Genomic DNA, 26131 nt, shown 5'->3' with positions numbered 1-26131 from the left:
AAGTCGGGGGCTTTTGCGTCTGGTCGTCAGCCCACGGTGCGGCAGTATTGAGAAATACCGACGACAAGGGGGCCTAATGGCGGACGCGACGCTGATTCCGCTCGAAGTGCTGCTCGGCAATCCCGAGCGTGCGGGCGCACAGATCTCACCGGACGGGACGCGGCTGTCGTACGTGGCTCCGCTCGACGGCGTGCTCAACGTGTTCGTCGGGGTCATCGGCGCGGGTGACGATCGGCCGGTCACGCACGACACCGACCGGGGAATCCCCAACTATGTGTGGGCCCACGACAACCGGCACATCCTCTATGTGCGCGACCGCGACGGCAGTGAGAACTTCCGGCTCTACGACGTCGACGCGGAAACCGGTATCGAACGTGACCTCACCCCGTTCGATGACGTGCAGTGCCGAATCATCAGACTTCCCAAGAAGTTTCCCAACGATGTGCTGGTCGGGATGAACAAGGACAACCCGCAGCTGCACGACGTCTACCACCTCGACCTGACCACCGGGGAGTTGCGCAAGGTGGTGGAAAACCCCGGTTTCGTGGGCTGGCTGGTCGACGACGAACTGCGGGTCCGCGGCGCGATGCAGCCGACCGCCGAGGGCGGGATGACGATCCTGGTGCGCGACGACGAACACTCTGACTGGCGAACCCTGTTGGACGTTCCGCCAGAGGATGCCGAGACGACGGCCCCGCTCGCCTTCAACCGCGACGGCACGGCGATGTACCTGCTGCTGTCGGTCGGCTCGAACACCACCCGACTGGTGACGATGGACATCGCGACCGGTGCCGTCGAGGTGCTCGCCGAGGATCCGGTGTACGACGTCAGCAACGTGATCTTGCACCCGGACACCCGTGAGGTCCAGGCCGCGACCGTGTACGGCGAACGGTTGGAATACCGCATCTTCGACGAGTCGATTCGCGGCGACATCGAGGCGCTCACGCGGGTGAGCCCGGGCGACCTGTCGATCACCGACCGCAGCCACGACAACGGCACCTGGCTGGTCGCCTTCGATCAGGACGCCGGGCCGGTGAAGTTCTACTCCTGGGACCGGGCTTCGCAGACCCCGACGTTCCTGTTCGACCATCGCCCGGAGCTCAACGACTACCCGCTGGTGCCCATGGAGCCGTTCAGTTTCACGGCCCGCGATGGCCTCACCGTCCACGGCTACCTGTCGTTCCCGCCCGGCGTTGCGCGCTCCGGGTTACCCGCCGTGCTCAACGTGCATGGCGGGCCGTGGGCCCGCGTCGGCTGGGGCTTCGACCCCGAGGCGCAGTGGCTGGCCAACCGCGGCTACGTCGTCGTGTCGGTCAACTTTCGCGGCTCCGCCGGCTATGGCAAGGAGTTCCTCAACGCGGGCAACCGCGAGTGGGGCGCAAAGATGCACGACGACCTGCTCGACGCCGTCGACCATCTGGTGGGCAAGGGCTACATCGACGCCAAGCGGGTCGCCATCTACGGCGGCTCCTACGGGGGCTACGCGGCACTGATCGGGGCGACGTTCACGCCGGACGTGTTCGCCTGCGCGGTCTCGATGGTCGGTCCGTCCAACCTGAACACCTTGATCGCGTCGTTCCCGGAGTACTGGAAGCCGATGATCCAGTTGTGGCACAAGCGAGTTGGGGACAACTCCGACTTCCTGTGGTCACGCTCGCCGCTGTCCCGGGTGGACGCGATCAAGATCCCGATGCTGATCGGGCAGGGGGAGAACGACCCCAGGGTCAAGCGGGCCGAATCCGAGCAGATCGTCGCGGCGATGGCCGAGCACGGCATCGACCATGAATACGTGATGTACGAGAACGAGGGTCACGGCTTCGCCAAGCCGGAGAACCGGTTGGACTTCTACCACCGGGTCGACCGCTTCCTGGCCAAGCATCTGGGTGGCCGCGCGGAGTGAGCTGACTCGTCAGCTGGGGTTCGAGTACTCCCGCACCGGCGTGATCAGGACCGCGGCGCGGCGTTCTTCACGCATGACGCGGTCGTAGGTGTCCCAGTCGTCGTGGGTGCCGCCGGCCGCCTCGAAGATCGCACGCAAGAGCAGCCGTAACTTCTCGGCGTCGGCGTCGGTGTCGGGGCTCGGGTCGTCGGGCCCGATGATCTCGGCAGTGCCCTCGACGGTCACCCATTGCCAGCCGGCCCGGGCGACAACGGTGGCCCGCGGATCGGCGCGCAGGTGCCGCAGCTTTCGGGCACCGCCGATCGCCACGAGGGCGACGACGGGTTCACCGGTGCGCGGGTGCGCCATCACGCCGGCGTTCACCACCGAGGACTGGATGCTGCCGTCACCGCGCAGGGTGCTCAGTACACAGAGCCCGTGATCACGAGACAGCATGTCGGCGAAGGCGGAAATCTCGGTCATCGGGCCACCTCAATCCGCCACGTCGAATGCGGCGTGGACTTTCGTCGGTTTGACCCGCACCACGAGTTCCCCCGGCACCCCGTTGCGCCGGCCGAATTCCTCGGCGCGGTCGGCGCCCATGTAGCGGCCGCCGGTGCGGGTGGCGATGTCGAGAAGCTCGCCGGGATCCTCGCTGATCGACGCCACGCCCTGGATCTGGACGAACCCATACGGCGGGTTGGAATCGTCGACGCACAGCACCACGCGCGGATCGCGGGCCAGCGCCCGGCCCTTGGCGGTGTCCTCGCCGGTGTTGAAGACGAGCGCGCCATCGTCGACCACGAACCACACGGGCGCCGCCAGCGGTCGGCCGTCAGCCGCAACCCAACCCAGCACCGCGGTGCGGGTGCCTTCGGACAGGAACGCGATCACGTCATCGGAGAGTTCGTCCATGTGGCCACGCTACGCCGCGCCCGCGCCCGCTCACCCCGTCAGCGACGCCGGCCAATTGGGCAGCGGCATGGTGTCGTAGAGCCGCACGCCCTTGGCGTTGAGCCGGGCGAGCGCCTGGACCAGGCCCAGCGGCAGCAGCGAGACCACCTGTCCCACGCCCACCAGTGCGCGGATGCCCCAACCACTGGTGGGCACCACGGTTTTCGCGTTCACGCGGGCCAGCTTCCGGCTGCCGACAACGGGCGCGAGCATCGTGCGTTCATAGGCGGCGAACGCCGCGGCGTAATCGTCACCGGCCCGCACAATCTCGGCGGCCAGGACATAGGCGCCGTACACCGCCAGGCTGGTGCTGCCGCCGACGGCCGGTCCGGGGCAATAGCCCGCATCTCCGACAAGGGTCACCCGGCCACGCGACCACGTCGTCATCTCCAGTTGCGTGATGGCGTCGAAGTAGAACGTCGGCGTCCGCGGCACCTCGTCGAGCCAGCGGTCCACCTCGGGACTCATGTGCTCGAACGCGGCGCGCAATTGCGCCTTTTGGCGCTCCGCATCGCGGTAGTCGTAATCCAGCGGCCGGCTCGGGCGGAAGATGTACACCGCGCGGGCATCGTCGAGATGTTCGGCGGTGTAGATCCCGGCCATGTGCCCGGGTTTGAAGTAGCCGGTCATCTCGCCGTCACGGGCCAGCTCTTTCGGCACCGACACCACCGAGAGGTATCCACCGAGGAAGCTCTCGGAGACGTTGTCGCCGAACGTCAGACGACGCACGCCCGAATGCAGCCCGTCGGCTCCCACCACCACGTCGAAGCGCCGGGGCGGGTTGTGCTCGAAGGTCACCTCCCCGTCGGGGGAGATGGAGGTGATGGTGTCGCCGAAGAGATACTCGACGTCGTCACGTCCGGCCTGGAAGTAGATCTCGCTGAGGTCGTCCCGCATGATCTCGACGTGCCGGTCGGACATGACCCCGATGATCTTGAGGTAGTCCAGGCGGGCTGGGCGCGACGTGCCGGGCCGGTGGACGACCATCTGGGTGGTCCCGGTGGCGTGCGCCTCGATCTCGGACAGCACGCCCATGCGTTCGGAGATCTCCATGGCGGGCCGGAACAGGTCGACGGCGTGACCGCCGGTCTTGCGCAGTGCGGGCGAGCGCTCGACCACGGTGACGTCGACTCCGTGTCGAGACAGCCAATAGGCGAGTACGGGCCCGGCGATGCTGGCGCCGGAGATGAGTACCTTCACGATGCCCCCTTACTTAACGGTCGGTAAGTGCTTCTGCCGTGAGCTTACCTATCGTTAAGTAAGTTAGGGTGGCTACGTGGCCAAGCCTGCATTGGATACTCGGCAACGCATCCTGGATGCGGCGCGCGAGCTGTTCACCGAGAAAGGTGTTGTCCGCACGAGTCTGCAGGACATCGCCGACCGCCTCGGCATCACCAAACCCGCGTTGTACTACCACTTCCGGTCACGTGAGGACCTCGTCCGCAGCATCGTGCAACCACTGATCGACGAGGGTGAGGCCTTCATCGCCGAGCAGGAAGCCAAGCGTGGCGCCGACCGGGCCTCGGCGCGGGAACTCCTCGAGGGCTACTTCGACTTCCACTACCGGCACCTGGCCGACCTCGTGCTGATCGTCTCCGAACTGACCACCCTGGCCGATCTGGGGCTGATCGACCAACTGCTGGCCTGGCGGGCCAGGCTGGGTGTGTTGGTGTTCGGCCGGCGCCCGACGCTCGAACAGTCCACCCGCGCGGTCATCGCGTTCGGTGGTCTGCAGGACTGCTGCCTGCAGTTCCCCGATGTTCCCTACGAGCGACTGCGTACAGCGACGGTTGACGGCTCCATGGCCGCGTTGGGCTTGTCCTGACACGAATTCTGTTGCGGCAGAGCGCCGGTGAAGTTTCTGAGCTTCTTCGAAGTGCGACGACAAACAGTTCCCGCCAATACCAGTCCCGACAGGGCCAGGCTGACGGCCCAGTTCGTGGAATCGGCGACGGCTACCAGGTGGTTGTTGGGTCCATCGATAACGAACACATGTTGAGAGGACCGTGAAATGGCCATCATCCGTTTCCACGAGACGACCACCGCAACACCCGAGCAGTTCATCGCCGGGCTCACCGACTTCGGACCCGGTCGATCGAAGCTCTTCAAGAACAGCGCCGACGGCTACCTGAAAGTGCACAGTCTGGGGCCGCATGAGGCTGACGTAACGGAGGGCTCCGGAGGTATCTGGGAACGTCTGCACTACGACTGGTCGCATCCGCAGTACGTGGTCCTCACCACCGTCGATTCCAATCTGTTCGGTGGCGCGTCGGGGCATACCTACACGCTGACGCCGCAGCCTGACGGCACGACCGAGATCGACGCCGTGCTGGTGCGTGAGGGCAAGAATCTGCGAGGCCGAATCGTCGCGGCTGTGCTCGGCACGGTGGGAAAGCGCTCGCTGGCCAAGGCCTTCAAAAGCAGCGTCAAGGCCATCGAGGCTCGCGCGGCCATCCAGAGCTGAGCGACGTTCCGTAGCGTCGTCGCTGTCCCTGCACCGGCAACGCTGTCATGGTGGCAGCATCATCAGTTGGGGATGACGCTCTGGACACCGAACCACCCTGAGATCGGGATCCGAACTGAAGGAGCATCAGGATGATGGCAACGATGCGGGCTGTCGTCGCCGATACGGTGGGCGAACCGTCCCAGGTTCTGCGCCTGGAGGCGCGTCCGATTCCGCAGCCCGGTCCCGGTCAGGTTCGGATCCGGGTGGTTGCGGTGCCTGTCGAGGCCAGCGATCTGCACACGATCCGCGGCCGATACGGATTCACCCCGGAGTTCCCGGCGGTACCTGGCATCGAATCTGTCGGTGTCATCGACGAAATCGGCAGCGACACAGAAGGTCTGACCGTCGGGCAGCGCGTCATGACGATCGGGGTCACCGGTACGTGGCAGGAATACGTCGTTGCCGATGCCGAGCAGGTCCTGCCGGTTCCCGCCGGCATGAGCACGTCCACGGCCGCGCAGCTGCTCAGCAATCCCCTCACTGCGGTGATCTTGACCAGTGACGTGCTCGATGTCCGACCCGGTGAATGGCTGCTGCAGACGGCGGCCGGATCAACCGTTGGTCAGTTGGTCATCCAACTCGGGACACACGTCGGCTTCAAGACCCTCAATGTGGTGCGACGTCGATCCGCCGTCGAGGACATTGTCGTCTCAGGTGGCACCGCGGTGATCTGCACCGAGGACGAGGACCTGCGTGAACGCGTGGTCGCCATCGCAGGCGAGGGTGGCGTGGCCAAAGCCATTGACTGTGTCAGCGGTCAGGTGGGCGCGGACGTGTCGCGGGCACTGGCGCCGCACGGCGAGCTAGTCGTCTTCGGCGCCCTGTCCACGCACCGCCAGACCGACCCCGCCAAACTCACCATCCCGATTTTCGCGCGTTCGCTGATATACGAAACGAAGTCCGTTCGGGGATTCTGGCTGTTTCGCTGGTTCACCGAGACCCCAAAGGACCGAATGGCCGCGACGATCGACCGGACGGTCCAACTCGCCACCGGCGGCGCCCTGCGGGTTCCGGAGGGCCAGCCGATCCCGGTCGAAAAGTTCAGTGATGCCGTGCATCTGGCCGAAGCTCCCGAGCACGGAGGTAAACCCCTGCTGATGTTCGAGCAGTAGCGCAGAGCCGCCGACGAAACACAGGGGTCAACGCAGGCATGAGATCCCGGATCCTGCTCGCGTCGAACCGTGTGGGCCTGCTCGACGGCCACGGTGCCAATCCCTATGTCGAACGTGCGAACAGGTAGTGCCGCGCCCGGTTGGTGCCGTTCTGATCCATCGCGGGCTCATCTCCGCTGGACAGCAACGTCCAGCCGTCCTTGAATCGGCGCTGCACTTCTTCGAATCCGATGCCGGGCACGCCCATCGACGCGCCCGGAATGAAAGCCACGATCAGCAGTTGCGCGCCGGGCGCAGCCACCGCGCTGACTTCCCGTACGTAGGCATCGCGGTCGGCGGCGCTCATGCCGTGCAGGCAGCCACTGTCTATGATGAGGTCGAACCCCGTGCCGATGCCTGACGAACTCAGTTGTGTCACATCGGCTTTGGCAAAGACTACGGGCAAACCGCCGGCTTTGGCTCGAGCCTTCTTCAGCGGTTTGACCACATAGTCCACGCCGGTGACCCGCCAACCGTGGCGGGCGAGGTACACCGCGTTGTCCCCGGTACCGCAGCCCAGATCGAGCGCGGTCCCGGGCGACAACGGGTGAGTGGTTCCTTCGACGAGCTTCGTCAGGCTGTGCGCCAACGGATGGCCGTCCCAGGGCGTGAACCCGAGCCGGTAGAGCCACCGGAACAGCCGTTGGCGCGAGCTCATGGCGTCACAGCGACCCCAGGTCTGAAGACAGCCAGTGCTCGGGCTTGAGGAACACCGCGACACTCTCACCGTGCTCACGGCGGGCGAACTCCAGATACGGCTCCACCTTCTCGGGAGCCAGGTAGCGCTTGGTCATCTCGACGAGCTGCTCGTCGGTGCCCGGTTCGATGCGCGAGACCGCACCGTCGACGGCCACGTAACGCACCGTCGGCTCCAGCCGCTCGACCATCAGCGTCAGGTGTCCGGCCGCCTCGATCAGCCGGTGCTTGCGTGATCCCACCCCGGTCAACACCCACGGCTCCCCGCCGGGGGTGTACTGGTACCAGATGGGGACGGTCAGCGGACCGCGCTTGTCGCCTGCGTATACCGACAGGGCGGCGATGTGCGGCTCGGCAAGAAACTGTTCGCGTTCTTCCTTGGAAAGGGCCATAAAACTCAGGCTAGCCCGGTGCCACGACACACGTCGGCGTCGTAGAGTCGGGGTCCATGCGCTTCGGACTCTTCATCCCGCAGGGCTGGCGCCTTGACCTCGTCGACATTCCCACCGAAGACCACTGGCCGGTGATGCGTGACCTGGCTGCCTACGCCGACGCAGGCAGCTGGGACTCGCTGTGGGTCTACGACCACTTCCACACCGTTCCGGTCCCCACCGACGAGGCCACCCACGAGGCCTGGTCGCTGATGTCGGCCTATGCCGCGACGACGTCGCGGATCAAGCTCGGCCAGATGTGCACCGCGATGAGCTATCGCAATCCGGTCTACCTGGCCAAGATCGCCGCCACCACCGACATCATCTCGGGTGGCCGCGTGCAGATGGGCATCGGCGGCGGCTGGTACGAGCACGAGTGGCGGGCCTACGGCTACGGCTTCCCGTCTGCCGGGGTTCGGCTGGGTCGTCTCGACGAGGGCGTCCAGATCATGCGTGACGCCTGGCGCGACGGGCGGGTCAGCTTCGACGGCAAGCACTACCAGGTCGACGGTGCGATCGTCGCCCCGAAGCCGTTGCAGGACACTGGCATCCCGATGTGGATCGCCGGTGGCGGAGAGAAGGTGACGCTGCGCATCGCGGCCAAGTATGCGCAGTACACCAACTTCACCTCCGAACCCGAGGGCTTCGCGCACAAGTCGCAGGTGCTGGCCGGCCACTGCCGCGATGTCGGGACCGACTATGACGCGATCGTGCGGTCGGCCAACTTCAACGCCGTCATCGGCGACTCCGAGGCAGACGTCGCCGACCGGGTCGCGCGGTTGCGGGCCCGGCAGGCGCCGGTGGCAGGTGAGGCGACCGTCGACGCCATGCTCGCCAACGTCACCGCGCCCGAATCGGCAAGCGGTACACCCGAGCAGGTGATCGAGAAGCTGCAGCGGATGCGCGATCTCGGGTGTGAGTACGCGATCCTGTACTTCCCGGAGGCCGCCTACGACCGGTCCGGTATCGAACTGTTCGAGCAGAAGGTCATCCCCGCGCTGAGTTAGGCGTGCCGAACGCGGACGCCGTCCGCGCGCAAAGGCCGTCAAACGTACATCCGATGACCGGTAGATGACCAGAGGTGGCATCTTGGGTTACGTCTGTGTTGTCGCTGTGAGTCGGGTGGCTGCTCCATGATCCCCACGTGACGCTGATATCACGGGAATTCGGGAGTGGAAACATCTCTGCCCCGACAGTCGGGGCCGATGTGGCCGCGGTGCTCAACCCCCTGCCGCGCATGGTTTCTCGTGCGGCCGCCGCGATCGACTGTTCCCGGCCCGTGCACAGCGCCGACATCGCCCAATCGCGGCTGTTCGAGGATATTCTGGTCGGCGAAATCGCCGAGCTGCGGGACCTTCTCGCGGCCACCGAGCTGCGGTGGAGACGCGTCCGGGAACGCAGCCGGGTGACCGAGGCGCCCATGCCGGAAGCACTCGTCCGCCTGCACGCGAGGATCGCCGAGGCGGAGCGTCTGCTCGTCCAGCTGCGGTCCCGATTCGGCTACGACGGAGATTCACTCCGGGTGATTTAATCTCCGGCCCGCTCGGGCATCGTGTTGATGCCCGGGCGGGGCCCTCGGCGGTGGTGGGAGTTGTCCTCAGTTGGTTACGGCTGACACCTGATAGTGGGCGATACGCCAATCGTCGTCGCGGGTGACCAGGACGCTGAGGTTCAGCGGGATCACCGTGCCGTCGGGCCGCGTGAAGTCTGCGCGCAGGTAGCCGAGCACGACGTTGTCGGCGGGCCTGCGGGTTTCGTGGATCCGGTAGTCGACGGTCAGACCGACGGGCTGCGACTCGTAGTAGTCGAACACCCCCGGCCGGCCGACGCTGTAGGGACGTAACCCCTGGAAGATCGCGTCCTCGGTGAACACCGAGGACACCCGCTGGGGGTCGTGGGCGGCGATGCTGGCCCGCCACTCGTCAAGGACATCTCGGAGTATCGCCGCTGTGTTCTCCTCAGTGCCCGGCACTTTGACCTCCATCGACGTGCAGGATCTCGCCGGTGACGAATCCGGCCCGTTCCAAGTACAGCACCGCGTCGACCACATCGTCGATGTCGCCCATGTGTCCGACCGGATGCAGCGCCGACAGGAACTCGTGGGTCTCGGGCGAGTGCATCGGGGTGCGGATGGTGCCCAGCGCGACGGCGTTGGCACGGATACCTCGCGACGCGTACTCGATGGCCAGGGCCTTGGTTGCGGCGTTCAGCCCGCCCTTGGTCAGGGACGCCAGCACCGAGGGGACCTGGGAGTTGGCGTGGTCGACGAGGCTCGTGGAGATGGTGACGACGTGTCCGCCTTCGCCGTGCGATTCGATCGCGGCGATCCCGGCGCGGGTCAGTTCGAAGAAGCCGCGCTGGTTGACTCCGGTGACGGCGTCGTAGTCCTCGTCGGTGTACTCGGTGAAGGGCTTGGCGATGAAGATGCCTGCGTTGTTGACGATGGTGTCGATGCGACCGAAGCGCTCGACGGCGACGTCGATCAGCTGCTTGCCCACGCCGGGCTGCCCGATGTCGCCGGGCACGGGCAGCACCATCGGATCGTCGCTCTCACCGATGTTTCGGGAGTTGGCGACGACGGCGTAGCCCAGCTTGCGGTAGCCCGTCACCAGGGCCTCGCCGATTCCCTGGGAGGCGCCGGTGATGACCGCGACGTGTGGTGTGGTGCTCATGGGGGTGGTCCTTTCTCGTTGGATGCACACCTCAACGCATCCCTGGTCGCGGTGATGTCCGGCTGATGTGACGGGATAGCTCGTTGCTGAGAGGTTCCGCCTAATACGCTCGTTCGGTGGAACTGCGCCAGCTGCGGTACTTCGTGACCGTCGCCGAAGAGCTGAACTTCGGGCGCGCGGCCGAGCGATTGCGGATCGCCGGCCCATCGCTGTCCCAGCAGATCAAGGCGCTGGAACGCGACCTCAAGGTGCAGCTGTTCGACCGTGATCGGCGCTCTGTGGCACTCACCGCGGCCGGTACCGCGCTGTTGCCCGGCGCGCGGGCACTGATTCAGCAGGCCGACGAATTACGCAGGAGCGCAACGGGGATGGCGACGACGGAGCCGGTGCGCGTCGGCTACGTGAACTGGTGTCCGGGTGATCTGGCGGAGCGGGTGGCCGGATTGGCGCAGCTGCGGGTGGACACTTGGGTGATGCCGTCGCACACCCAGGCGGCCCGCGTCGCCGACGGCAGCCTGGACCTCGCGATCTGCTGGGTGCAGACCTCCGACCTGCACGCATTGGGTCTCGACGCCCGCCTGATGGGCGTCGACCGGTTGTACGCCCTGTCCGTGGGGCCGGACGATACGCCCGTGAAAGCCGCCGATGTGCTGGTGCTGGTGGATACTGACGCCGCCAGTTGGTCCTCGTGGAACCGGTACGGCGAGCAGTTCGCGGCCGACACGGGGGCGCGTGTCATGCGCACCGACGACGGCGGCGTGACGGGGCCGACCTTCTTCGAGCACGTCCGGGAACTGCGGCGGCCGGTGCTCAACAACCCCAAGGGACAGGACGCAACGCTGCCCAAGGACCTGGTCCGGAGGCCGGTGCTGGCACCCGTACCACTGTGGACCTGGTCACTGGTCTGGCGCCGCGATGAGGACAGTCCGGCCGTGCGCGCCGTGATCGACGCCTTCACCCGCGGTGTCGGGGAACTCGGAATCCGTGACACCGGAGCGTGGTTGCCCGCTGACGACCCGTATCGAGATCGCGGCGAAGGCAGCGAGTAGCACCACGATCGCCCCGGCCGCCAACGCGGCCCGAAACCCGTTGTGCACAAACGGGGACACCGCAACTGGTCCGATGATCTGGCCGACGGAGTAGCCGGCGGTCAGCAGCGCGACGGCTCCCGGAAACTGCAGCAGCCGGCCGGCGGCCAGTGCCAGCGTGCTGATCCCGATGAATGTGCCGCCGAACAGGACGGCACCGATCAGCGCCGCAAGGCCGTTTCCGGTGCAAGCCAGGCCGATGCCACCGGCCTGCAACAGCAGTGCGGTGGCAAGCAGCACGGGGTGGGAGTAGCGGGAGCTCAGCCGTGCCCACAATGCGGCGGAGGGAATCGCCGCCAGTCCGACCACGAGCCACGCCCCGGTGCCCAGCCGGCCCGGCGAGTGCTGCGCGATGGCGGCCACCAGGAAGGTGCCTGCGATGATGTACCCGATGCCCTCGAGGGTGTAGCTGCCGAACAACCAGGCGAACGGGCGATGCGCGGCATTTCCTTGGCCACCAGTGATTTTGACACCCTCTGCACGTGGAACCGGGCGTAGCGACCAGGCGGCGGCGCCAAGCGCAGCGGCGAGTCCGGCGGCCAGCCACCACGCTGCCCTCCACCCGGTCTGCGCAGGCAGACCGAACACCAGTGCGGCCGACAAGGCGATGCCGATACCGACACCGCCGAACGCCCAGCCGGGCAGATGCGGCGGGTGATCGTGAAGGTGTTCCAAGACGGTGTTGATGGCGATGACGAACACCAGGGCGCTGGCCACCCCTGCGGTCAGGCGGAGCACCATCCAGCTGAAGACGTTGTCGGTCAACGCCATCGCCGCCAGGCTGGCTACCAGCACGACGATCGACACCCGACATGCGGCGATTGAACGGGCAAGCCGCGGTGAGCATGCGCCGGCTACCGCACCCACCAGATACCCCACATAGTTGGCGGTGGCCAGGTGGCCCGCGGCCGACGTGCTGAGTCCGGCGTGCGCGGTCATCAACGGCAGGATCGGGGTGTACACGAAGCGTCCGATCCCCATCGCTGCAGCCAGAATCGCGGCGGTGCGTGCGACATGCATCCAGGGGTGATTGCGCATCCGTCCATGGTGTGCGGGCCAGGTCTGGCCTGCCACGACCGAATGGCTTGTAGCTGTGAGGCGTTACCTCCCAGCCGTTTCTGGCCCGATGTCCTCTGTGCGGGTTACGCTCCGGGTGACCCTGGGAGCCGCTCATGACTGATGCATTTGTGCTCGGCGGTGTTCGCACACCGTTCGCCCGGTACGGCAGCTCGCTGTCGCACATCCGCGCCGACGATCTTCTCGGGATGATCATGAAGGGCGCGTGCGAGCGCGTCGGCGTACCGATGGACCAGATCGAGGACATCGTCGCCGGCTGCGTCAACCCTGCCCACGAGGGCATGGGTGATGTCGGCCGGTGGGCCGCCCTGGCAGCGGGCTTCCCGGACAGCGTCGCCGGGGCGACCATCAACAGGTTCTGTGCCTCGTCGCTGAGCGCCACGATCAATGTGGCGCACGCGATCCGGGCCGGCGACCTGGGCGTCGGGATCGCCTGCGGCGTCGAGTCGATGTCGCGCTCGGGCTGGGCCTACATGAAGGGCGACGCACCGTTCTCGCCCCGCGGTCCGGTGATCCTGCTCGACACCATGTGGGCGGGTGCCGGCGGTCCGCCCAACCCGGCGCTGCTGGCCCGCAATGCCTACATCGGGATGATCGAGACGGCGCAGAACGTGGCCGACCGCTACGGCCTGACCCGTGAGGAGATCGACGCCTTCGCGCTGCGCAGCCAGCAGCACGCCAAGGCAACACGGGACTCCGGCCGGCTGGCCAAGGAGATCCTGCCGGTCGAGATCGCTGCGACGAAGAAGGCACCGGGACGGACGTTCGAGCACGACGAGTTCATCCGCGACGACACCACCGCCGAGCAACTGGCCAAGCTGCCGCCGCAACCGGGAACCAAGCAGATGACCGCGGCCAACTCGACTCCGCTGACCGACGGCGCCAGCGCTGTGCTGCTGGCGTCCGGCGAGCGCGCGGCCGAACTGGGGGTCCGTCCGCTGGCACGGGTGGTGTCGTCGGCCGTGTACGGCATCGACCCGCTGGTGATGGGCATCGCCCCGGCCTGGGCCATACCGCTGGCCATCAAGCGGGCGGGGCTGCAGCCCGAGCAGATTGACGTGTGGGAGGTGCACGAGGCGTTCAGTGCGCAGGCACTCGGCGTGCTGCGTGAACTGCCCAACCAGCTCGGCGGGTTCACCGTGCCGGACGAGAAGCTCACGCCCAATGGGGGCGCCGTGGCGATCGGTCACCCGTTCGGTGCTACGGGCACGCGGTACGTACTCACGCTCGCCACCGAGCTGCGCGAGCGCAACGCCCGCTATGGCGTCGTCGGCGTGTGCGTCGGCTCCGGCCAGGGTGTGGCCGTCGTTCTGGAGAATCCCGAGGCGAGCTGACGCTCAGGCGAACCCGATGTTGGTCAGATCGATGGCCACCATGAGTTCGTCCGGCAGGATCTGGCCGTTCGCATCGCAGCGGTATGCACGGCGTTTCGTCGGAACCTTGATGCCGTCGAATTCGACGAGGTCGTCGGTGTAGTGCTTGGTGGCGAATCCGCCGGCCACATCCACCCGGTAGTCGTGACGCCGGATCAGGTGGTCGGCGTCGAAGTAGAACTCCTCCACTCGACTATGACTGGCGATGTACGACGGGTAGTGCACCTGCAGGCTCCGCCACGTCTCGCCGCAGTCGGTGACCGGGTCGATCTCGTGGACCGCGAAGCCCGGCAATGACATCAGGAACGGCGCGGTCAGATAGTTCCACAGCGCATAGCCGTTGAAGTATGCGCGCTGCAACGGAGTCCACGGGGTCTCGAGTGCGTGGCCGCCGAACGAGTCCCGCGGGCTGCCCAACTCGGCGACCACGCGGCCGTCCAACTTCTCGATCGCGACGCGATCGGGTGTGAAGTCGGTTTTCTGGTCGGGCGCACCGAACGGCTGCACCGATGCCCACTGCTGGCGGAGGGCGACGGTCATTCGGCGCGGAGTGTCGTCCTGCGGTTGACCTTTGAGCGCCCAGAGTTTGCCTGCTGTGACGATCGTTGCCTCGACCCGGGAGAACTCATTCCACCGGGTCAGTCCACCGTGGGCGTCCAGCACGTCGGCAAGCAGATCGGTCATCTCGGGCCTCGTCACTTCGGTGAGAACAGGGTAGTCGCCGCACCCCACAGCGCGCCCGGATTGATCCGGTCGGGGTGCCGGGTCAGCATGTCGGTGTAGAACTGTTCTGCGCCGGTGGATGATTCGAGCAGCTTGCGTGCATCGGTCAGATAGCGGCGGGTGGCGTCGATCTGAGAGAGACCGTCTGGCGCGTCGGGATTCTTGTGCCCGGCTATCACCGTGGTGGGCCGCAGAGCCTCGGCGATGTCCAGGGCCGCGAGCCACTCATCGAGTCCTGCCACCCCGCCCGACTCGGTCAGGTAAAGGTGAACACCGTTGTAGACCACATCGCCGGCGACAAGAAGTCCGGTGCTCGGCACGTGCAGCATGGTGGTGGCATCGGTGTCGGTGTGACCGACCTCGACCGGCAGCAGGCGCTCACCCTCGAGTCCGAACCCGGCTTCGTCGACGATGCAGACGTCGACATCTCCGGTCGGCAGCTCCCCGGGAAACACCTTGTCCCAGAAGCCGGCCCGGAACTCGGGTGAATTCTGGGCTGCCATGTGCTGCCTGGTACCCGCCGTGGCGTAGACCACCGCATCGCCGAACCGCTGCAGCAGCGGGATCGCGCCGAACCAGTGGTCGCCGTGTCCGTGCGTGAGGTAGATCCCGGTCAGTCGTCGGCCGGACGCTTCGATCCAGTCACCGACTTCGGCTGCCTGCGTGAGGGTGAGCGGCGGATCGACGAGCACCGCGTCGGCCGAACCCGTGATCAGCGTCGACGAGATCGGCGACCACATCCGCGGACTGCCGTCGGGGAGTGGCCCGCGGCCGGACTGGGGGATCTGACCGGTGACGAACACCTGGTGTGCCAACGCGCTCATCGTGTCTCCTGGAGGAAATGCGTTGACGGGATGACTCCAGCGAGGCGGTCACGGATCTCGGCGGAGAACCGCAGTACGACGCCAAGCGGTCGGTGGTGGATGGCTGCGGAGACGATGCGTCCCTCGGCATCGCGGTCCAGGATCGTGATGCCCCGGATCGCCATGCCGCCGAAAGCCGTTGCCCGCCATTGGACGTAGCTGGTCGATCCATCGGTGGTCTCGGCGGTGAACTCCAGCGCCTCGTATATCGAGCTGGCGACACCGAGTACGGTGGCGACCGCATCCCGGCCGACGACGGGTTCGATGAGGGTCGTGGCGTCGAGCACCACGCCGTCGGCGAAGGCCTCGGCGAAGCCGGCCCGCGACTGCTCGGCGAATGCGCGGCGCCAGCCTGCGGAAGTCGCACGACCGGCGATTTCGTCGGCGAACGCCACGATGGCGGAAGCGACCTCGGCGGCGAACTCGACGTGAACCCAGTGCCCGCCGCGTTCGATCACCCGTTCACGGGCCTGCGGGAAGCGCGGCGTGATCGTTGAGACCAGTTGGTCGGTGACGAAGGAGTCCGCGCCGCCCCGGATCACCAGTACGGGCCCGGTGAAATCGCTGGTCGATGGCGCATCCGCCACGCCGTTGTTCCAGACGTCCACATAGCGGCTCACCACGTCGGGGCGTGCCCACGCTCCGGTGCGGGTCAGTCGATCGAGCTGCGCGTCGGTCAGGGCCGGGGAAAGGGTGGACCGCGCAGCGCGCTGCGCACCGGGATCGCCGCCCAACGCCCGGAACGGGCCCAGGGCGTCTTCGGGGAGTCGGGTGCCGCCCAACGGGACCGGGGTGAGCAACACCAGCCCAGTGACCTTGCCGGCGTGACCGGCGGCGACCAGTTCGGCGACCTGAGTGCCCAGGCTCTGGCCGACGACGATGACATCTGAGTCGACTTCGTCGAGCAGTTGGCCGGCCTCGGCGGCCAGCGCTTGCAAGGCCAGATCCGGGGATGGCTCGTCGGCCCGGGTGCCGAAGCCGGGCAGCTGACAACGGATGACGCGTGCGTCGTCGGGTAGTTCGGAAACCAGGTCGTCCCAGACGTTGATGTCGTCGAGGAAACCATGGATGAGGAGCAAGGTGATCATTTCGCCGCCGCCTTCGTCGCGCCGGACGGTGACCACGCGGCGGTGTCGATGGGGGAGTAGTCAGTTGCCTTGCCGTCCAACCGCTCCGCGCGCTGTACGGCCAGTGTCTCGGCAAGTCCCTCTGGCAGCGGGGTGGTGAAGATGTTGTCGACCATCGTGTACTCGCCCGCCAGGCGGCCGAATGCGTTGAGTGCGCCGACGTCGATGCGCCCGCGCGACAGGTACAGGTCGTCGCGTACGTGGATGCGCTTCACCCGGCCCCACACCACGTGGTCGGGCAGCGGCGGCATCGGGATGATGCGGTCCACCACGCATTCGAACGAGATCGGTGACTCCGCGATGCGAGGCGCCGAGATGGTTTCCGATGGCGCCTTGGTCAGCCCCAGGGCTTCGAATTCGTCAACACCGGAGTCGAATTCGAAAGCGGACCGGTGTACGGCGTCGGCCTGGGCGATCGTGGCGACGTTGACCACGAACTCCCCGGTGTCACGGATGTTGACGAAGGTGTCCTTGAGCGTGACGCCGTCAGAGCGCGGCTGAAGAGAGATGGACAGGATCGGTGGCATCCGGCCGACGACGGTGAAGAACGAGACCGGCGCGATATTGCCCACGTTTTCGGTCGACTTGGTGCTGACCCAGGCGATCGCGCGGGGCAGGATGCTGCCGATGAGAAGCTTGTAGCTCGACGTGGGATCGAGGTCGTCGGCATCGATGATCATTTCTGTATTCCCTTCAGGACAGCAGGGCTACGGCGCTGTACCAGACCGGACCGACATTGAGGCGGTTCGGGTACAGCCGTGTCATGTGGTCGAAAAACTCTTGGGGACTCGGCTTTCCGGCGATGATCCGCTGCGCGTCGAGCAGATAGTCGCGGGTCTCGGCGAGGATTGCCGGATCGTCGGGGAGATCCTTGTTCTTGTGCCCCGCCACCACGGCGCGAGGCTGTAGCGCCGAGACTGTGTTGAGCGCCTGCAGCCAGGCCTTGATCCCGCCGTGGTCGCTTTCCAGTAGATACTGGTGCACGCCGTTGTAGGCGACGTCGCCTGCCACCACCAACCCGATCGAGGGCACGTACAGCACCGTGGTGTCGTCGGTGTCGGTGTGCCCAACCTCGATGGGCACCAGACGCTCGCCCTCCAATAGCAGGCCTTCGGTCGGAACAGGCTGGTAGACAACCGGGCTCGGTGGGATCTGGCCTGGGAAATCGACGTCCCACATCTGGGCGCGCCCCTCGACGGCCTGCTCGTGCATCTTCGCGATGGTGCCTTCGGTGGCGTAGGCGACCGCTGCGGGGAACTGCTGCAGGAGCGCGTCGGTGCCGAACCAGTGATCACCGTGGCCGTGCGTGGCGTAGATGAACTTCAGTGTCCTGCCAGACTTCTCGACCCACTCGGCGGTGCGGCGCACCTGGTCGTGGGTGAATGGAGGATCCACGAGCGCAGCATCGTGCTCGCCCAGGATGAGCGTGGACGCCACCGGCGACGACACGATGGGGCTGCCGTCGGGCAGTCGCTGTTCGCGATGGCGGGGTAGGCCGTCATGGACCATTACCTCGTAGCGCAGAGCAGTCATGATGTTTCCCTTCACAATTCGGATTGGGTGAGGTGCTGGGTGAACCAGTCCCGGGCCGCGCCCGCGGCCCGGTCGAACCGACCCTGGTAGGGATCGAAGTGCCCTCCGCTGATGGTCACGAGCTTCTTGGGCTCCAGGGCCCGTTCGTAGGCGGCCAGTGCCAGATCGGTGACGGTGACGGTGTCCTGAAGGCCGACGACCATCAGCAGCGGTGTGGGGGAAACCCGGTCGATCCAGATGCCGGGCTCGTACATCCGCGCCGCGCGTGACGAGCGGACCGTCATGCTGTTGTGCCACACGTTGTCCGGCATCGTCGGCTGGGTGTAGAACGCGATCGCATCAGGGGAGCGGTAGGCGGCCGGGACAGCCGGATCGCTGCTCACCACCGCCTGCAGTGCCGGGGACCCGCCGCGGAACTGGGCGCGGTCGTCCTCGATGAACTTGGTCTGCAGGTCGGCGACCTGATCGGGCGGCACCCGGCGCAGGCTCTGCTGGTAGCCGCTGATGGTGGGCACCTGCGCGACGACCGCCCGGAGTCTGCGATCGGTGGCGCCGAGCACGATGGCGTGCCCGCCTGCGTAGCTGCTACCCCACAGCCCGATCCGCTCGGCGTCCACGTCCGGCCGGCTCTCCAGGAACGAGATGGCCCGGCGCCAGTCCGCGATCTGCGCCCAGGGGTCTACGTCGAATCGGGGCGAACCGTCGCTGGCACCGAAGCCCCGGTGATCGTGCACCAGCACCACAAACCCCGCATCGGCGAAGAAGCGAGCGAACCGCTCCAGGCCGTGCTCCTTCACCCCGGCGAATCCGTGCGCCATCGTGATGCCGGGATGCGGGCCCGGCCCCTCCGGCCGGAACAGCCATCCGCGCAGTGTCACAGCGCCTTCGCCCGCGAACTCGATGTCGTGTCGTTCAACCATGTCTCCACCCTCCGACCGGCCGAGACCGGGTGGGAACGCCACGTTGATCCTGGTATTGGCGGGACCAGGCTTACGCTCAACAGGTGGCGGCGAAGGACAATGCCCTTGGCGACTACCTGCGATCGCGGCGCGAACAGGTCCGCCCCGAGGACGTCGGCCTGGTAGGCGGCGCACGCCGGCGGGTTGCCGGGTTGCGCCGTGAGGAACTCGCGTTGTTGGCCGGCATCAGTGCCGACTACTACCTGCGGCTCGAGCAAGGTCGTGACAAGCACCCGTCCGCTCAGGTGCTCGATGCGCTGGCTCGCGCTCTGCAGCTGGACATCAAGGGCACCGAGTATCTGCACCAGCTGGCCGGACAGACCGGAACACGCTGGGATCAGGGTGATCTCGAAGATGTCGCAGACGGACTCGATGAGCTGATCGACCAGTTTCCGATGCCGGCGATCGTGGCCAACCGGTACCAGGACGTGCTGGCCGCCAATCCGGTGGCCCGAGCCCTCGCGCCGGCGTTCCAGCCCGGACAGAACTTCCTGAAATGGCGCCTGTTGGATCCCGCCGCGCGGGAGTTCTTCGTCGACTGGGAGGAGGCCACCGACATCGCGGTCAGTGGGCTGCGCGAAGTCGCGGGCAGTACCCCTGACGATCCGCGGCTTCGCTCGATGATCGAGGAGCTTTCGTCTGCCAGTGAGCGGTTCCGTGAACTATGGGCACGGGCCGACGTCGGGTACCGCCCCGGTATCACCCACGTACGCCATCCGCGGGTGGGGGAGCTGCACCTGCACCGCAACCGGCTGCATGTGCCCCACTCCGGCGGACAGCACCTGATCATCTTCCGTGCAGAACCTGGCAGCGACTCGGCGCGTGCGCTCGACGAGCTCCGTTCGGGATAGCTGCTGAGCCTGCTCCTGCCGCGGCGGAGACGCCGTGGACGCCACTTCAACTGGCCTACTTCGCGGGGTATGCGATGTGGACCTACCTGTCCGAGCCGTATGCTCTGACGTTTCCCGGGGTCCATACCGAGGAACTCGGTGACTGGCGCGAGGACGGGGAGGCCGTCGATTCGGACGGACTCATCCGCCGCCGCGACTACAGCGTCGACATTTCTGCCGATTCACCGGCTGCGCACTATTCCCGCAACCATCGGGTGGTGGACGGCATCGTGTTGCCGATGAACCGCATCGTCTACGCCCGCGACGATGACGGGCAACCGCTGCGCGACATGGTCACCGTGACAATCGACATAGATGACGTCACGGTCACGTGAGATTCACTGCGGGGTGATTCATCCGGGCTTCCTTCGGACCCGCCGTGGATCGGCCATGGGCGGCCGCCTGAGGTGGCACGATCTGTGGGTATGGAGAAGATCTCGCTCACCGCGATTGCCCGTCAGCAGTTGGCCTCAGCCCGCGCGGCCAGCAGCGGGCGCAGTGCCCACACGGTCTACGGCGGCCATGAGCACCAGCTGCGCCAGACCCTGATCGCGCTGACCGAGGGAAACGGGCTCGACGAGCATGAGAGCCCTGGTGAAGCCACGCTGCAGGTGATCGAAGGCAGGGTGAAGCTGGCCAATTCCGAAGCGAGTTGGGAAGGTTCACCCGGCGATCACATCGTGATCCCGCGGACGCGGCACAGTCTGCAGGCCCTCGCGGATTCGGTGGTGCTCCTGACCGTGGTCAAGGTCATGGGGCCGCACACCTAGAGGTCGACTCTGGCTTTAACCCGATACCGCCGGTACTGTATACCCCGAGTCCGGGTCGGCTTCCCGGCGCTCACGGGGAGGTGGCCGGATGACTGTGCCCAGCGCGCAAACCGCAGACAGCACGTGCCCAGTTCGCGGGACCGGGGCGCTGCACCCGCCGCGCTGGGCGCCCACGCCGGTGCGCTGGCAGCACACCGAGGTCGGGTACCTCAAATCGTGGTGGCTGGCCCTCAAAGCGATCCGGGCCGGCTACCGACACACCATCTACGAGTACGCCACCGAATTGCCGGGCCAGGACGACATCGTCGTCGCCCGCACGCCGCTGGCCAAGTTCGTGGTGGTGCGCAATCCCGACATCGCCCGTCACGTGCTGGTCTCCAATCAGGACAACTACGCCAAGAATGCCGAGTACGACCTGTTGGCGGTGGCGTTCGGGCGGGGCCTGGTCACCGACCTCAACGATGAACTGTGGCAACGCAATCGGCGTTTGGTCCAGCCGATCTTCGCCAAGCGGCAGGTGGATGCCTTCGCGCCGCAGATGACCGAGGCCAGTGTGGCCGCCGCCCGGCGCTGGGAGGCGAGCCTGGCCGCCGGTCAACCGGTGGACATCGCCGCCGAGATGAACTACGTGACCCTGGACATCATCGCCCGCACGATGTTCGGCATCGAACTCAACGGTCGGCTCGCCGAGCAGATGCGTACCGACTTCGCCCGTCTGTTGACGCTTTTCGGCTACGGGTTCCTTCTCGGGGCGGCCCGGCCGCTGCGCCGGATCGCCGAGGGGTTTTCGTCACCACGGTTCTCGATCAACGCGTTGCGACGCGGCGCGTGGCTGGTGGCGCCCCGGGCTCGGCGCGGACTGCGGCGCATCGAACGGTTCATCGATCAGCTCATCGCCGACCACCGCAGCGGCAAGATCGAGCGCACCGATAATCTGCTGGCCCTGTTGATCGCAGCCGAGGACCCCGAAACCGGCTACCGCTACAGCGATCTGGAGATCCGCGACGAGGTCATGACGTTCCTCGGTGCGGGCTTCGAAACCACCGCGGCGGCGCTGGCGTGGACCTGGTACCTGCTGTCGCGGAACCCCGATGCCCGCGACCGGCTCGGACGTGAACTCGACGATGTGCTCGGTGGCCGGGAACCCACCGCGGACGACGTGGAGAACCTGCCGTGGACGCAGGCCGTGGTGGCTGAAGCGATGCGCGTGTACCCCCCCATCATGGGTATGGCTCGGGTGGCGAAATCCGATGACGTGCTGGGTGATTACCCGATCAAGGCCGGAACCAGCGTCGCCATCCTCACGCACAGCGTGCACCACAACGATCGGGTGTGGGAGAACGCCGACAGATACGACCCGGAGAGGTTCCTGAAGGAGAACCTCGACGGGCCGCAGCGTCGCGCCCAGATGCCGTTCGGGGCGGGCCGGCGGATGTGCATCGCCTCAGGTTTCGCCAGCTTCGAGGCGACGTTGGTGATCGCCACCCTCGCACAGCGTTTCGAGCTCGACCTCGTGCCGGGTCAACGGCTACGCCGCGAGCTCACCTTCACCGGCGGCCCGGACGGTGAATTGCTGATGACAGTGCGAAAGCGGGCTATCCGCGGTGGCTGAGGACGTTGACGACGTTGCCTGACTGATCGGCGAAGAAGAATCGACGCACACCCCAGTCCTCGTCGCTCAGTGGATGCACGATCTCCAGGCCCGCCTCGACTGCAGACGTATACGCGGCGTCGACGTCGTCGACTTCGATCGAAACCGACGGATTGACCGGGGCGGTGGCATCCTTCGTCATCAGACTCACCTGATGGCGGCGCTCCGCATCGGCCAGGGTGATGATCCAGCCGTGGTTCATCACCTCGGCCAACCCGAGCGTCCGGGCGTACACGGCGGCGGTCGCGGCGGCGTCGGACACCGTGAGCACGGGCATCACCCGCCGCACCGTCATATCGCGGGCCCCAACAGGTCGTCGGCGTCCTTGATGACGTAACCGTATCCCTGTTCGGCCAGGAAGCGCTGCCGGTGGGCCGCGTACTCGGCGTCCAACGAATCACGCGAGACCACGGAGTAGAACACCGCACCGCCGCCGCTGGCCTTGGGCCGTAACAGGCGGCCCAAACGCTGCGCCTCCTCCTGGCGGGATCCGAAAGTGCCTGAAACCTGAACCGCGACAGACGCTTCCGGTAGGTCGATGGAGAAGTTGGCCACCTTGCTGACCACCAGGGTCGAGATCTCGCCGCGCCGGAACGCGTCGAACAGGGCCTCGCGCTCGGAATTCTTCGTCGACCCCTGGATCACCGGGGCGTCCAGTTCCTGGCCCAGTTCTTCCAGTTGGTCCAGGTAGGCGCCGATCACCAGGGTCGGCTCGCCGGGGTGGCGCTCCAGGATCGAGCGGACCACCGCGATCTTGGTGTGCACCGTCGAGCACAGCTTGTAGCGTTCCTCCGGTTCGGCGGTCGCGTAGAGCATCCGCTCGTTGTCGGTCATCGTCACCCGCACCTCGATGCACTCGGCGGGGGCGATCCAGCCCTGGGCCTCGATGTCCTTCCACGGCGCGTCGTAGCGCTTCGGACCGATCAGCGAGAAGACGTCACCCTCGCGGCCGTCCTCGCGGATCAGGGTCGCCGTCAGGCCCAGCCGCCGCCGGGACTGCAGATCGGCGGTCATCCGGAACACCGGTGCCGGCAGCAGGTGAACCTCGTCGTAGATGATCAGCCCCCAGTCGCGGCTGTCGAACAGCTCCAGATGCTTGTATTCGCCCTTGGTCCGGCGGGTGATCACCTGGTACGTCGCGATGGTGACCGGCCGGATCTCCTTCTTCTCACCCGAATACTCGCCGATCTCGTCCTCGGTCAGCGAGGTGCGTGCCACCAGTTCGCGCTTCCACTGTCGCCCGGCCACGGTGTTGGTGACCAGGATCAGCGTCGTCGCGCCCGCCTTGGCCATCGCAGCCGCCCCGACCAGGGTCTTACCGGCACCGCAGGGCAGCACCACCACACCGGAGCCTCCCGCCCAGAACGAGTCGGTGGCCATCTCCTGGTAGTCGCGCAGCGCCCAGCCGTCCTGGGCCAGCTCGATCGGATGTGCCTCGCCGTCGACGTAGCCGGCCAGATCCTCGGCCGGCCAGCCGATCTTGAGCAGCATCTGCTTGACGCGGCCACGCTCGCTGTTGTGGACGATCACGGTGTCGTCGTCGAGGCGCGCGCCCAGCATCGGGGCGATCTTCTTGTTGCGCAGCACCTCCTCGAGCACCGCACGGTCCAGGCTGACCAGCGTCAACCCGTGCGCAGGGTGCTTGATCAGCTGGAGCCGGCCGTAGCGGGCCATCGTGTCGACGATGTCGACCAGCAGAGGCTGCGGTACCGGGTAGCGCGAGAAGCTGACCAGCGCATCGACCACCTGCTCGGCGTCGTGGCCGGCAGCGCGGGCGTTCCACAGCGCCAACGGGGTGATGCGGTAGGTGTGCACGTGCTCAGGGGCACGTTCGAGCTCGGCGAACGGCGCGATGGCGGCGCGGGCCGCCCCGGCCTGCTCATGGTCGACTTCGAGCAGCACCGTCTTGTCGGATTGGACGATCAAGGGGCCGTCAGTCATGTGCGGGGGGTCCATTCGCTCACGGCGGGAAAACTCATCCCGTCCATTATTCCGAATGAGCCGACATCCGCATTCGGCACCGTGTGTCGGAGCACCTGGTCGGGTCAGCGCGGCGCCGCCGCCATGGGTGCGGGTGGGGCCGCACCGCCGGACGGCAGCGGTACCTGCGGTACTCCGGGGGTTCCGACGGCGCCGGCCAGCCAGGGCAGTGTCTTGGTCAGGACCGCTTCGGCGAACGGCCAATCGTGTTTGCCCGGCAGGGCGGTGATGGCACAGGAGATGCCGTGGCCGCGGCCCAGGTCGCACAGGGTGTGAGCGGCTTCGGTCTGGTCGCCCGGATTGCCCCCGGCGTCCTGTCCGCCGAGGCCGACCGCGTCCGGATTGACCTGATGCGACCCGCGCTTGACCGGGGCGTCCGAGGAGATCACGAACCAGCCGGACACTCCCTGGTACCTGCCGTGCTTGTCGATCACGGTGGCCGGGTCAAAGGTTGACCAGGCCGCGGCATCCCCGCCGTAGAGCCTGGCGATGGTCTGATCCTTGGTGCCGGCGTTGGGCCCGGTGTCGCCGGCGATGTCGACGAAGCTGCTGAACAGCTCGGGATGCATCACGGTCAGGTCCACCGCACAGGTTCCGCCCATCGACCAGCCGACGACACCCCAGCCGGCGTCACGAACGCCGAAGGTGCTGGTCAGGAAGGGTGGCACATCCTTGGTGAGGTGATCGGCGACGTTGCCGCGCGGCCCGTTGACGCATTCGGTGTCGTTGTTGAACGAGCCGCCGACGTCGACGAAGACGAAGACCGGGGTGTTGCCGCCGTGGCCGGCTGCGAAATCGTCGATGGTGGCGATCGCGTTGCCGCTGCGCGCCCAGTCGGCAGGGGTGTTGAATTCCCCGGCGATCATCATGACCACGGGAAGCTGGGGTGCCGATGCGGCGAACCAGGCCGGCGGCAGGTACACCAGTTCGTCGCGGTGTTTGAAGCCGGATTCGTCGGCGGGAATCGTGACGGAGACCAGCTCTCCGCGGGACGGGATGGCACCTCGTTGGCGCTGGTCGAGCGCTGTGGCCAGATCGGTCTCGCCGGGCAGGGGCCCGGCGGTCACCTCGTTCCACAGTGCCGTGACCGTGGGGAAGTAGCCGACCCAGAGGTTGACCGCCACGCCCACGCTCAGCAGGCACAACGGGACCGCGGCCACCGAGGCGGTGCGCCTGCGCCAGTGGCTGCCGCGCCAGCCCAGCGCCAGCACGGCCGCCGCCAATCCGGTCAGCCCGATCCATATCCACAGTTCGGCCGGTGCGGGATCACCCGCGAGCCCCTGCGAATGGACGAACCAGCGGGCCCACGCCGCCAGGCCCAGGCCGACCGCGATCGCGCACGGCAGCCAGATCAGGCGCCAGCGCCGGGTGCGCCAGCCGATCGCCGCGATCAACGCCACGGCCGCGATCACCTGCAACGTGGGGGGCAACCAACCGTGCAGCAGAGACACGCCTCGGTACGCCGGAGGCACCTGATCCGCCGCCGTCAACATCGTTGTCACGTGGCCATATTCGTGAACGGCTCTGTGAGCGGGCTGTGTTTCCAGTTTCCCCGAGCTAGGAGAGGCGGTGTCGCAGCTAGTCGCTGTCGGCCGACACCACCGACGTGACGCGGTGGATGGCGAACTCGCGCACCCGCCCGGCAGCCGGATCGAACGCGGTCAACTGACCGCCGCGCACGTTGATGGGGGAGACCACCCGCTGAGTGGCCACCCCCGCGGGGTCGACATAGCCGATCACGACGGAGGTCTGGTTGATCGCGGCGTCCTGCAGCTGGGTGATGGCCATGGCCGGGTCGAGGCGCACAC

Annotated in this window: 29 protein-coding genes and 1 pseudogene; 12 read left to right on the top strand and 18 right to left on the bottom strand. The window is 66.8% G+C overall.

Features of this window, described 5'->3' with window-relative positions; translation table 11 throughout:
* Positions 1 to 76 precede the first annotated feature (76 nt).
* Positions 77 to 1900 carry a S9 family peptidase gene (locus EH231_RS17010; protein ID WP_124712838.1) on the top strand — a complete coding sequence of 608 codons (1824 nt, stop codon included), beginning with the start codon at positions 77 to 79 and terminating at the stop codon, positions 1898 to 1900.
* A 9-nt stretch (positions 1901 to 1909) separates the two neighbouring features.
* Here the strand turns inward: EH231_RS17010 and EH231_RS17005 are convergent, their stop codons facing one another.
* From EH231_RS17005 to EH231_RS16995, 3 genes are read right to left on the bottom strand one after another with little or no spacing between them, the layout of a single operon-like run.
* Positions 1910 to 2362 carry a TIGR03618 family F420-dependent PPOX class oxidoreductase gene (locus EH231_RS17005; RefSeq protein ID WP_124712837.1) on the bottom strand — a complete coding sequence of 151 codons (453 nt, stop codon included), beginning with the start codon at positions 2360 to 2362 and terminating at the stop codon, positions 1910 to 1912.
* Between the two features lie 9 nt (positions 2363 to 2371).
* Entirely contained in the window at positions 2372 to 2794 is a 423-nt protein-coding gene (locus EH231_RS17000; RefSeq protein WP_124712836.1) for a PPOX class F420-dependent oxidoreductase, read from the bottom strand.
* A 30-nt stretch (positions 2795 to 2824) separates the two neighbouring features.
* On the bottom strand, positions 2825 to 4033 hold the full coding sequence (locus tag EH231_RS16995) for an FAD-dependent monooxygenase (RefSeq protein ID WP_124712835.1): 1209 nt from the start codon (positions 4031 to 4033) through the stop codon (positions 2825 to 2827).
* Between the two features lie 76 nt (positions 4034 to 4109).
* On the opposite strand from EH231_RS16995, the gene EH231_RS16990 reads away from it, so the two are divergent.
* The 3 genes from EH231_RS16990 to EH231_RS16980 all read left to right on the top strand — a co-directional run bounded on the left by EH231_RS16990 (position 4110) and on the right by EH231_RS16980 (position 6451).
* Positions 4110 to 4658, top strand: a complete 549-nt coding sequence (locus EH231_RS16990) for a TetR/AcrR family transcriptional regulator (RefSeq protein ID WP_164480925.1) — start codon at positions 4110 to 4112, stop codon at positions 4656 to 4658.
* 186 nt (positions 4659 to 4844) lie between these two features.
* Entirely contained in the window at positions 4845 to 5297 is a 453-nt protein-coding gene (locus EH231_RS16985; protein WP_090426805.1) for a hypothetical protein, read from the top strand.
* Positions 5298 to 5428: 131 nt separating this feature from the next.
* Entirely contained in the window at positions 5429 to 6451 is a 1023-nt protein-coding gene (locus EH231_RS16980) for a zinc-dependent alcohol dehydrogenase family protein (RefSeq protein WP_241177751.1), read from the top strand.
* A gap of 103 nt (positions 6452 to 6554) precedes the next feature.
* On the opposite strand, the gene EH231_RS16975 is transcribed toward EH231_RS16980, so the two are convergent.
* A complete protein-coding gene (locus EH231_RS16975) occupies positions 6555 to 7148 on the bottom strand; it encodes a class I SAM-dependent methyltransferase (RefSeq protein ID WP_124712834.1) in 594 nt (197 codons plus the stop codon).
* Positions 7149 to 7152: 4 nt separating this feature from the next.
* Positions 7153 to 7578, bottom strand: coding sequence for a pyridoxamine 5'-phosphate oxidase family protein (locus tag EH231_RS16970; RefSeq protein WP_090426810.1), 426 nt, complete (start codon positions 7576 to 7578; stop codon positions 7153 to 7155).
* 56 nt (positions 7579 to 7634) lie between these two features.
* Here EH231_RS16970 and EH231_RS16965 point away from each other — a divergent pair, with 56 nt between their 5' ends.
* Together EH231_RS16965 and EH231_RS16960 are read left to right on the top strand one after the other, a co-directional pair.
* The gene (locus EH231_RS16965) at positions 7635 to 8624 is read left to right on the top strand and encodes an LLM class F420-dependent oxidoreductase (protein WP_090426813.1); all 990 of its coding nucleotides are present in this window, start codon (positions 7635 to 7637) and stop codon (positions 8622 to 8624) included.
* Positions 8625 to 8761: 137 nt separating this feature from the next.
* Positions 8762 to 9148, top strand: a complete 387-nt coding sequence (locus EH231_RS16960) for a hypothetical protein (RefSeq protein ID WP_124712833.1) — start codon at positions 8762 to 8764, stop codon at positions 9146 to 9148.
* A gap of 66 nt (positions 9149 to 9214) precedes the next feature.
* Here the strand turns inward: EH231_RS16960 and EH231_RS16955 are convergent, their stop codons facing one another.
* Complete coding sequence (locus EH231_RS16955; RefSeq protein WP_241177750.1) at positions 9215 to 9589, bottom strand: YybH family protein; 375 nt, start codon at positions 9587 to 9589, stop codon at positions 9215 to 9217.
* Positions 9576 to 10289, bottom strand: coding sequence for an SDR family NAD(P)-dependent oxidoreductase (locus tag EH231_RS16950; RefSeq protein ID WP_124712831.1), 714 nt, complete (start codon positions 10287 to 10289; stop codon positions 9576 to 9578). Before EH231_RS16950 ends, EH231_RS16955 begins: the two co-directional genes overlap by 14 nt.
* Before the next feature lie 116 nt (positions 10290 to 10405).
* On the opposite strand from EH231_RS16950, the gene EH231_RS34720 reads away from it, so the two are divergent.
* Positions 10406 to 11338 (top strand): LysR family transcriptional regulator, encoded by a 933-nt coding sequence (locus EH231_RS34720; RefSeq protein ID WP_090426822.1) that lies wholly within the window; start codon positions 10406 to 10408, stop codon positions 11336 to 11338.
* Positions 11339 to 11380: 42 nt separating this feature from the next.
* Here the strand turns inward: EH231_RS34720 and EH231_RS16940 are convergent.
* A pseudogene (locus EH231_RS16940) lies at positions 11381 to 12316 on the bottom strand (YbfB/YjiJ family MFS transporter); the annotation flags it as partial.
* A gap of 233 nt (positions 12317 to 12549) precedes the next feature.
* On the opposite strand from EH231_RS16940, the gene EH231_RS16935 reads away from it, so the two are divergent.
* Entirely contained in the window at positions 12550 to 13788 is a 1239-nt protein-coding gene (locus tag EH231_RS16935) for a thiolase family protein (RefSeq protein ID WP_124712830.1), read from the top strand.
* Between the two features lie 3 nt (positions 13789 to 13791).
* Here the strand turns inward: EH231_RS16935 and EH231_RS16930 are convergent, their stop codons facing one another.
* From EH231_RS16930 to EH231_RS16905, 6 genes are read right to left on the bottom strand one after another with little or no spacing between them, the layout of a single operon-like run.
* A complete protein-coding gene (locus EH231_RS16930; RefSeq protein WP_124712829.1) occupies positions 13792 to 14511 on the bottom strand; it encodes a hypothetical protein in 720 nt (239 codons plus the stop codon).
* 11 nt (positions 14512 to 14522) lie between these two features.
* Positions 14523 to 15374, bottom strand: coding sequence for an MBL fold metallo-hydrolase (locus tag EH231_RS16925; RefSeq protein ID WP_090426828.1), 852 nt, complete (start codon positions 15372 to 15374; stop codon positions 14523 to 14525).
* Complete coding sequence (locus EH231_RS34310; RefSeq protein ID WP_234940015.1) at positions 15371 to 16501, bottom strand: alpha/beta fold hydrolase; 1131 nt, start codon at positions 16499 to 16501, stop codon at positions 15371 to 15373. The genes EH231_RS16925 and EH231_RS34310 overlap by 4 nt, the downstream gene beginning before the upstream one ends.
* Positions 16498 to 17220, bottom strand: a complete 723-nt coding sequence (locus EH231_RS16915) for a flavin reductase family protein (protein WP_124712828.1) — start codon at positions 17218 to 17220, stop codon at positions 16498 to 16500. Before EH231_RS16915 ends, EH231_RS34310 begins: the two co-directional genes overlap by 4 nt.
* A gap of 13 nt (positions 17221 to 17233) precedes the next feature.
* Positions 17234 to 18073: an MBL fold metallo-hydrolase gene (locus tag EH231_RS16910; protein WP_170856286.1), complete on the bottom strand. Its 840-nt coding sequence runs from the start codon at positions 18071 to 18073 to the stop codon at positions 17234 to 17236.
* 11 nt (positions 18074 to 18084) lie between these two features.
* A complete protein-coding gene (locus tag EH231_RS16905; protein WP_124712827.1) occupies positions 18085 to 18993 on the bottom strand; it encodes an alpha/beta hydrolase in 909 nt (302 codons plus the stop codon).
* Positions 18994 to 19076: 83 nt separating this feature from the next.
* Here EH231_RS16905 and EH231_RS16900 point away from each other — a divergent pair, with 83 nt between their 5' ends.
* From EH231_RS16900 to EH231_RS16885, 4 genes are all read left to right on the top strand, one after another.
* Entirely contained in the window at positions 19077 to 19883 is an 807-nt protein-coding gene (locus EH231_RS16900) for a helix-turn-helix domain-containing protein (RefSeq protein ID WP_090426834.1), read from the top strand.
* Positions 19884 to 19957: 74 nt separating this feature from the next.
* Positions 19958 to 20257, top strand: a complete 300-nt coding sequence (locus tag EH231_RS16895) for a hypothetical protein (protein ID WP_205867274.1) — start codon at positions 19958 to 19960, stop codon at positions 20255 to 20257.
* A 90-nt stretch (positions 20258 to 20347) separates the two neighbouring features.
* The gene (locus tag EH231_RS16890; protein WP_090428738.1) at positions 20348 to 20692 is read left to right on the top strand and encodes a cupin domain-containing protein; all 345 of its coding nucleotides are present in this window, start codon (positions 20348 to 20350) and stop codon (positions 20690 to 20692) included.
* Positions 20693 to 20780: 88 nt separating this feature from the next.
* Positions 20781 to 22304: a cytochrome P450 gene (locus EH231_RS16885; protein WP_124712826.1), complete on the top strand. Its 1524-nt coding sequence runs from the start codon at positions 20781 to 20783 to the stop codon at positions 22302 to 22304.
* Here EH231_RS16885 and EH231_RS16880 read toward each other — a convergent pair.
* The 4 genes from EH231_RS16880 to EH231_RS16865 all read right to left on the bottom strand — a co-directional run.
* Entirely contained in the window at positions 22288 to 22638 is a 351-nt protein-coding gene (locus tag EH231_RS16880) for a VOC family protein (RefSeq protein WP_124712825.1), read from the bottom strand. The genes EH231_RS16885 and EH231_RS16880 overlap by 17 nt on opposite strands.
* On the bottom strand, positions 22635 to 24284 hold the full coding sequence (locus EH231_RS16875) for a DNA repair helicase XPB (protein ID WP_090426839.1): 1650 nt from the start codon (positions 24282 to 24284) through the stop codon (positions 22635 to 22637). The genes EH231_RS16880 and EH231_RS16875 overlap by 4 nt, the downstream gene beginning before the upstream one ends.
* A gap of 104 nt (positions 24285 to 24388) precedes the next feature.
* Positions 24389 to 25816 (bottom strand): alpha/beta hydrolase, encoded by a 1428-nt coding sequence (locus EH231_RS16870; RefSeq protein WP_206429665.1) that lies wholly within the window; start codon positions 25814 to 25816, stop codon positions 24389 to 24391.
* 85 nt (positions 25817 to 25901) lie between these two features.
* Positions 25902 to 26131: WYL domain-containing protein (locus tag EH231_RS16865; RefSeq protein WP_164480923.1), on the bottom strand; the 230-nt coding region annotated here is incomplete at its 5' end.

This window comes from Mycolicibacterium nivoides (assembly GCF_003855255.1).
GTDB lineage: Bacteria > Actinomycetota > Actinomycetes > Mycobacteriales > Mycobacteriaceae > Mycobacterium > Mycobacterium nivoides.
The sequence above is the reverse complement of the archived record's forward strand: the minus strand, read 5'-3'. Positions and strand labels throughout refer to the sequence as shown.